Origin of the sequence: Streptomyces sp. OR43 (genome assembly GCF_008042275.1) — a bacterium.
Lineage (GTDB): Bacteria > Actinomycetota > Actinomycetes > Streptomycetales > Streptomycetaceae > Streptomyces.
In genome coordinates, this window is the sequence record NZ_RDBK01000128.1 from 1 (window position 1) to 670 (window position 670).

Consider the following 670-nt stretch of genomic DNA (forward strand, 5'->3'; position numbering starts at 1 on the left):
CGTGTACCAGTTGCCGGCGCCGGTGATCGTGACGTCGTCGACGACGATGTGCCGGTCGACGCGGTACGTGCCCGGCGGGATGTACACCGTGAGGTGGGTGCGCCGGGCGAAGGCGATAGCCTTCTCGATCGCGCCCGCCGCGTCGCGCCGGCCGGTCGGATCGGCCCCGAACGCAAGGACGTTGGCCGCGAGGAGTTCGATGTGCGGCCGGCCGACGAGCTCCGAGTCCAGCAGGTCGACGACCGTCCACGCGGCCCGGCTCCCGGCCGGGACGGTGAGCCGCACGGTGTCGCCCGCCCGGTACGTACGGCCGAGCAGGAGCCGCTGCTCGTCGTAGAAGTGGCTGGGCCGGAACGGCTTCTCGATGACCGGGGCGGGCGTCGTGGCGACGGGCACGCAGGAGCACTCGGTGATCCACCAGTCGGGGTGGAGCAGGTCGGCGCCGGGGTCGTTGGAGAACGGGTACTGGTTGTACAGCCAGGAGTACTGGGAGGTCAGCGTCATGCCGGCGCGCTTCGTGCCGTTCACCGCGATGTCCAGCGGCGCCGTGATCCCGCCGCCGCGCGGCGCGTCCGGGATGCTGTAGCGCACGGTGATCGCGTTGGCCGCCGCCGGGAGCGTGAACTCGACGTGCTCGCCCGGCGTGAGCTTGACCGCCTTACGGCCGGAC

General features: G+C 71.9%; 1 protein-coding gene. It reads right to left on the bottom strand.

Annotated features, from left to right (window positions below; translation table 11 throughout):
- Positions 1-670, bottom strand: a 670-nt coding sequence (locus tag EAO72_RS41550; protein ID WP_315986339.1) for a glycosyl hydrolase family 28-related protein, incomplete at both ends; no start/stop codon positions are given.